The organism is Teichococcus wenyumeiae (assembly GCF_003696345.1).
GTDB classification, from domain to species: Bacteria; Pseudomonadota; Alphaproteobacteria; order Acetobacterales; family Acetobacteraceae; genus Pseudoroseomonas; species Pseudoroseomonas wenyumeiae.
This window is the reverse complement of the sequence record NZ_RFLX01000091.1, coordinates 1-5,391: the sequence shown is the minus strand read 5'-3', so window position 1 is coordinate 5,391 and position 5,391 is coordinate 1. Positions and strand designations below refer to the sequence as shown.

The window sequence follows — 5,391 nt, the reverse complement described above, 5'->3', positions numbered from 1 at the left end:
GTCAGCCATGGCAGCACCTCCGACGCCATGGAATCACAGCAAGATCAAAGCTCAAGAGGCTCATTAATAGGCCCTGAGCCTAGCAAGCCCTCAATGGTCCGCACCTCGTGCCGCACTTGGTCCAGTTCGTCGGACCTCCCGCTAGGAGGCAAATCGAGAGCTAAGGTCGCCGCCTCACTGGCTGGACCACACGCCGCGATGATGTGCTGGCACTTAAGGAAGGCACGCGACATGGCTTACTCCAGGTCAGTGGATTTGCCGCCACAGCGCGGTCAACGAGAAGCTGCCCGGCAAGGCGGGGGCCGAGACCGGGCAGCTTGTACGCTATTCCCACTGAAGGCGTGACAGGGCATCCGTTCCGATGCCGTAGCGTCCAAAGCGTAGGGACGATTTGCGCTTAATGCAAATTTCGTCCGCGCCGGTAACGAAATGCTGAGGGGTGAGCGTCGAGCGCCAGGCAAGAAACCGCCCGGCAGGATTGCTCCCACCGGGCGGATGTAATCTGCTTGCCTCCGCCCCCCAGCCGGAAGCTACGCCAGAGGTTTCCCCACCGTCTGGCGCGGCGGGTGAGTAACCGCGTTAACGATAATCACGCAAGCGTGATTTATTTCATTACATGCAAATACATGCCCGGACCTGCTCGAATTAGGGCATACTCGGAACTCACGGGATTGCGAGTTTAGTATGAGCACAGAGTTCTGGGTGCGTGTGTGGCACGGGCAGGCAGCGAGCCTGATGCACTATGAAGGCGAGATCGCAGTCGTGTACGTAGCCGGCGAGGAAGTGCACTTACCAAAGGAGACTTGGCAGTCTCTCCCGCCATACGAGAGCGTCCCGCCTGTAGCGGCGTAACTCTCCCGGCGGGATCGTTCGCTGCCAGGCGAGCGTTACCCCTCCCGCATCAGATCCGCCATCCGCCGCGCCCGCGCCGGAGTCTACCTCGCCCGCTGGCTGTTCAGCATCCCTGCAGCGGCGCTCGCGTAGTCGCCGCGCTCCACCATGGCAAACGTGTTCTTGAAGTCCCGCAGCCTGTCCAGCCCTATCTGAAACGCCATAGCCTCCAGCACCATCCGGCGAACCGGCGTCAGGCGCGTGGACCAAGGCAGCGCGCGTGCCACCTGCTCCCGCACCTCCACCACGTCGTTGGCCAGCAGATAGCGCGCCTCGGATGCGGTGATGCCCTTGCGGTTCAGGGCGCGGCCGATGCCGATGGTCGGATGGCCAACCATCTGCTTGCCGGGCCCGATGGCCTTGCTAGTGGCATCATCATAGACGGTCAGGCACAGGCCTTCCTCCACGATCAGCACATCAGTGAGCGCGGCCACGGGATCAGTCGCCACAGGCGGGTGTGTTGCATCGGTCGGCCCGGCTCTCCTCCAGGATGGCAGGCCATCGCCTCCTCACTATCCCACCCCGGGCGGATCGCCGGGCCGACCGATGCAACACACCGCCGCCAGGTGGCTCGCCGTCGCGCACAACTCACCCATCCCAGCGAGTGCACAGACCTGCCGGGATGGAGGGTATTCCTCAGACTGAGCCGTGTGACTCCACATGCAGTGTGTAAAGAGAGTGACTCGAGGTCATGTAAAGACGGTTGTTCTTCGGCCCGCCAAAGGTCAGGTTGGCGCAGCGCTCCGGCAGGCGGATGAAGCCGATGGGCTTGCCTTGTGGGTTGAAGACCATGACACCGTCCAGATCCTCCGGTTTGCCGCGCAGGCCAAAGACCCGCCGACCGCCAACCATGGCAGGCTCTGGTTCCAGCGCACCATTGCTGCCCCAGCCGCACCAGAGGTTGCCGTCACGGTCAACCTTGAACCCGTCCAGAGCGCCCTGGTCTGCGGCATCGATCAGCTTTGTCCTGTTGCCAAGGCTTCCATCCGACCCGACATCGAAGCTCCAGATGCTGCGGTTGGGCGTGCCGCGCCACTCGACCACGTAGAGCTTGCTTTCGTCCGGGGAGAAGGCGAGGCCATTGGGATTGACCAGGTCGGTGACCACGGCATTCAACGTGCCGTTGCGGTCGATCCGGTACACGTTGGTCGTCGGCTGATCCGGCTTGGCGCGGCTGCCCTCCCATTCGCCATTGATGCCGAATAGCGGGTCAGTAAACCAGATCGTGTCATCTGAACGAACAACCACATCATTCGGCGCATTCAGGCGCCTGCCCTCGAAGCTGTCCGCCAGCACGGTGATGCTGCCGTCCCGCTCCGTCCGCGTCACCCGCCGCGTCACGGAATGCTCGCAGGTAATCAGGCGGCCCTGACGGTCGCGTGCATTACCGTTCGCGAAGTTCGCCGGGCTGCGGAAGACCGTAAAGCTCCCATCCTTCTCGTCGTACTTCATGATCCGGTTGTTTGGGATGTCGCTGCAGAGGAGGTACCCGCCTTCAGGGAAGTATGCCGGTCCCTCAGCCCAGCGCATTCCGGTGGCGACCTGCTCCAGCGTGCTGCTGTAGATCCGGTACTTGGCGAAGCTCGGATCAAGGATCTGCACCGCCGGATCGGGGTAGCGCTGGTTCGGGGTGAATGGGAAGGATTGCGCACCGGCTGCGGATGTCAGGAGGGATCCGCCGGCCGCGCTCACTGCGGCACCCAGCATCCAGCGTCGTGTTCTGTTCATGTCTTCCTCTCCTGTACAGCGGGCTCTGCCGCTTTTTCACGCGCCCAAGCTGGGCGCCGGATCCTGTGGGAGAACGGAGGATCCTGGCAACCTCTGCCAAGAGGCACTCAAGGCTCTGTCTGCAATCCCGCTTCCCCACAGGCATACTCCAGCTTTGCTTTTACGTTGGTCCAGTGCTGTCGGCACCGACGGGGAATGGGTCACCTTGATGGCGGATGATGACGCTACGAGCCGTAGCGTGCGGCAGCTGGTGCAGGATGGCTTCGAGATGATGCTGCTCTATTGGTCCCATGCCAGCCGTGAGCTGCAGGCGTCGGCCAGCCGCTTCTATCCGCTTGACGCCTGTCTGGAGGATCTGGCGCTGCGCTGAGGCCCACGGCCTGCCGGCCTCCGCCCAAGACTTTATCCCCAGAGTGCGGGGACGAAGCTGTGGATCACCGGGTGGATAGGATGTGCAGGGTAGGAGAGGGCGAGCCAGCCCTGAGCCCTGAGCCCTGAGCCCTGAGCCCTAGCTGCGGGCCGCGAGGCACCGCCAGCGGAGTGATCTCAACCATGGCGGTGCCTTGCTTGCGGATGCCAAGCTGGGTGGCTGTTCGCGGACTGACATGCAGCACTCGGCTGCGCATCAGCTAGTTGAGGCAGCGAATGTGATTGGCTTGCATTCGGGCGATCTCAGCCAGCACAACAAGTAACGCTGCTCAGAAGTAAGGAACTTCGCCGAGCGTATAGCCGAGATCTGGCACGGCCACTCTCAGGAACCCTAGCACCTCGGCAAGGCGCGGTTGGAGCAGGCGATCGGACGTCGTCGCGATGCTGACAGCTGCGAGCGGGCGCCCGGCCCTCGACAACACCGGAAGGCTGAGGCCCGACATGCCCGGCGTCAGTCCACCGGCGAGCACGTAGCCGCTTTCGCGGGCCGCAGCGACGTGCCGCCGGATCGTACCCTCGTCCACGCCGCGGCGCTGGCGCGCCTGGATGTTCTCAGGGTCCGCTAGCACCCGATCAATCTCCTCGTCGGACCCGAGGAAGGCGAGCAGGCCCAGGCTGCCGGAGCCGACGCCGAGGGCGTTCAGGTCGCCAGGCTTCAGGGGAAGCGCACGGATCGGGAAGGTTCCCTCCTGCCGTGCCACGCACAGCGACAGCGCGCCGACTTGCACGCTGAGATAGACGGTGTCGCCGGTGCGCTCGGCGAGTGTCCGCAGCACCGGCACCGTACGCTCAACAATTCCGTGACGGTCCCGCGCCGCGCCTCCCCAAGCGGCGAGCCGGAAGCCAAGGAAGAAGCGCCCCTCTTCTCCAGCCTCAACGAAGTCGTGCGCGGTTAGCCCGGCGAGGAGCCGGTGCACCGTAGCTTTGCTGAAGCTGGTAGCCTGCACGATGTCGGTGAAGCGCAGACCACTGTCACGTGCTTCCGCCAGCACGTCCAGTACGGCCGAGGCTCGCCCGAAGGTCTGCTCCACGCCCCGGTCCCCGACGGCGACTGCCATGCCAAGCTTTCGTGCCCTCATCTTCGATACGGCAACAGACCGCTTGACGCGGCAGCCCCTCTGATGTTCCGTAAATGACATAATGGTTCCGTTAAACGGAACAAGAGGTGATGCCTGGCTTGGGCGCCTGCACCTCGACCTAAGGGGAGGTAACGGACGTGCGGAAGCGCGAACTGTTCCGAGGACTGCTGCTTACTGGCTTGAGCTTGGCAGCCGGCCAGCGCGCGGCGCGGGCGCAGGGAGGGCCGGGTATCCGCCTCGTGGTGCCCTTTCCGCCGGGTGGGACCACCGACGTCTTTGCCCGCTTTTTGCCGCTCATTTTGGACAGGTTATCGGCCGCACCGTCATCGTGGACAACCGCGGGGGCGCTGGAGGCCTTATGGGCGGCGCGGAGGTGAGCCGGGCGGCACCCGACGGTGCAACGCTGATCTTCCACAGCCCCACCTCCGGCATCGCTGGCCCGATGGCGCGACGCAACCCGCCCTATAATCCGCTGCGGGGATTTGCACCGGTCTCCGTGCTCGGCTTCACGCCAATGGTCCTCTCGGTCAATCCGAAACTCGGGATCGCTACACTCCCGCAGCTGGTCGATCTGCTGCGGCGTGAGCCGGGACGCCACTCTTACGGCAGTTCTGGCATTGGCGGCGTGCCACACCTGTCGGCCGAACTCCTGAAGCTGCGTGCGGGTGGTCTGGAGGCGACGCACGTTCCCTATCGCGGCGCCGCCGGCGCCATCCAGGACACCATGGCCGGCAACCTGACCTTCGTGATCGACACCTTTGCCCCCCTCCTTCAGTTGCATCAATCCGGTCAGCTGCCGGCCATCAGCGTGCTGGACGAGGCGCGCTCCCCTGTGGCGCCCGAGGTGCGTACGGCGTGGGAGGACGGGATCGATGTCATCACGCGCAACACGAACTGGCTCGCTGCCCCGCCCGCAACGCCAGATGCCCTCCTTGCACCCCTGGCCGCAGCATCCGCCGCCGTCATGGCCGATCCAGGGATGAAGGCCGAACTGGCAAAGTTCGCCTACGAGGCTGTGGTCCAATCGCGCCCCAAAGATGCCCGACAGGCCCTGGTGGCCGAGGTCGAACTCTGGGGCTCGATCATCCGGGCTGCCGGCATTGAGCTTGAGTAACGTCGCAAGTGTAGGAGAACCACGTGGCACGTCTGCCTTACGCCAATCCGAATCGCCCAGAAGTCGCGCCTGTTGATTTTCGCTGAGACCTGACCCGGGAGGGGTCAGAGTTTTCGCTGAGAAATGACCCGTGTCTGTTCACCTCCTCGG

5 protein-coding genes are annotated in these 5,391 nt (G+C 64.1%); 2 read left to right on the top strand and 3 right to left on the bottom strand.

Features of this window, described 5'->3' with window-relative positions; translation table 11 throughout:
* Positions 1 to 935: 935 nt before the first annotated feature.
* The gene (locus EBE87_RS27485) at positions 936 to 1,325 is read right to left on the bottom strand and encodes a glycoside hydrolase family protein (RefSeq protein WP_120640905.1); all 390 of its coding nucleotides are present in this window, start codon (positions 1,323 to 1,325) and stop codon (positions 936 to 938) included.
* A gap of 202 nt (positions 1,326 to 1,527) precedes the next feature.
* Positions 1,528 to 2,619, bottom strand: a complete 1,092-nt coding sequence (locus EBE87_RS27480; protein ID WP_120640906.1) for an SMP-30/gluconolactonase/LRE family protein — start codon at positions 2,617 to 2,619, stop codon at positions 1,528 to 1,530.
* Between the two features lie 208 nt (positions 2,620 to 2,827).
* Here EBE87_RS27480 and EBE87_RS29260 point away from each other — a divergent pair, with 208 nt between their 5' ends.
* Positions 2,828 to 2,989 (top strand): hypothetical protein, encoded by a 162-nt coding sequence (locus tag EBE87_RS29260; protein WP_158601058.1) that lies wholly within the window; start codon positions 2,828 to 2,830, stop codon positions 2,987 to 2,989.
* Positions 2,990 to 3,317: 328 nt separating this feature from the next.
* On the opposite strand, the gene EBE87_RS27475 is transcribed toward EBE87_RS29260, so the two are convergent.
* Positions 3,318 to 4,106: an IclR family transcriptional regulator gene (locus EBE87_RS27475; protein WP_158611685.1), complete on the bottom strand. Its 789-nt coding sequence runs from the start codon at positions 4,104 to 4,106 to the stop codon at positions 3,318 to 3,320.
* 82 nt (positions 4,107 to 4,188) lie between these two features.
* Here EBE87_RS27475 and EBE87_RS27470 point away from each other — a divergent pair, with 82 nt between their 5' ends.
* Positions 4,189 to 5,241, top strand: coding sequence for a Bug family tripartite tricarboxylate transporter substrate binding protein (locus EBE87_RS27470; protein WP_120640908.1), 1,053 nt, complete (start codon positions 4,189 to 4,191; stop codon positions 5,239 to 5,241).
* The last annotated feature ends 150 nt before the right edge of the window (positions 5,242 to 5,391 follow it).